Below are 260 nucleotides of genomic sequence, written 5' to 3'. Positions count from 1 at the left end.
GGGAGCTGCATGTCGCCTGGCTAGAAGCGGGATACCACGTCCACCCCCTTGTCCCGCAGCTGCGCGGCCACGGCCACCACTGCCGGGCGCACTACTTCAGCCATGAAGCGGTACACCACGACGCGAGCCGGGAAGTGCACGGCCAGGGAGAAGCGCAGGCGCCAGCCACGCTGCTGCCGAGATTGCCCCACCACGGGAAAGCGCGACAATTGCGAGGCTTACTACCGCTGCGAGTCCTCGCCCAATGCACGGGTCAGACC

At 67.3% G+C, this 260-nt stretch carries 1 protein-coding gene; it reads right to left on the bottom strand.

Annotated elements, in window-relative coordinates; genetic code table 11:
• Positions 1–20: 20 nt before the first annotated feature.
• Positions 21–209 (bottom strand): hypothetical protein, encoded by a 189-nt coding sequence (locus tag ACQG3P_RS20255; protein WP_426806044.1) that lies wholly within the window; start codon positions 207–209, stop codon positions 21–23.
• Positions 210–260 lie beyond the last annotated feature (51 nt).

It is taken from the genome of Stenotrophomonas sp. SrG (assembly GCF_050031795.1).
Lineage (GTDB): Bacteria > Pseudomonadota > Gammaproteobacteria > Xanthomonadales > Xanthomonadaceae > Stenotrophomonas > Stenotrophomonas rhizophila_A.
Note: the sequence above shows the minus strand (reverse complement) of the source record. Positions and strands in the feature narration are given on the sequence as shown.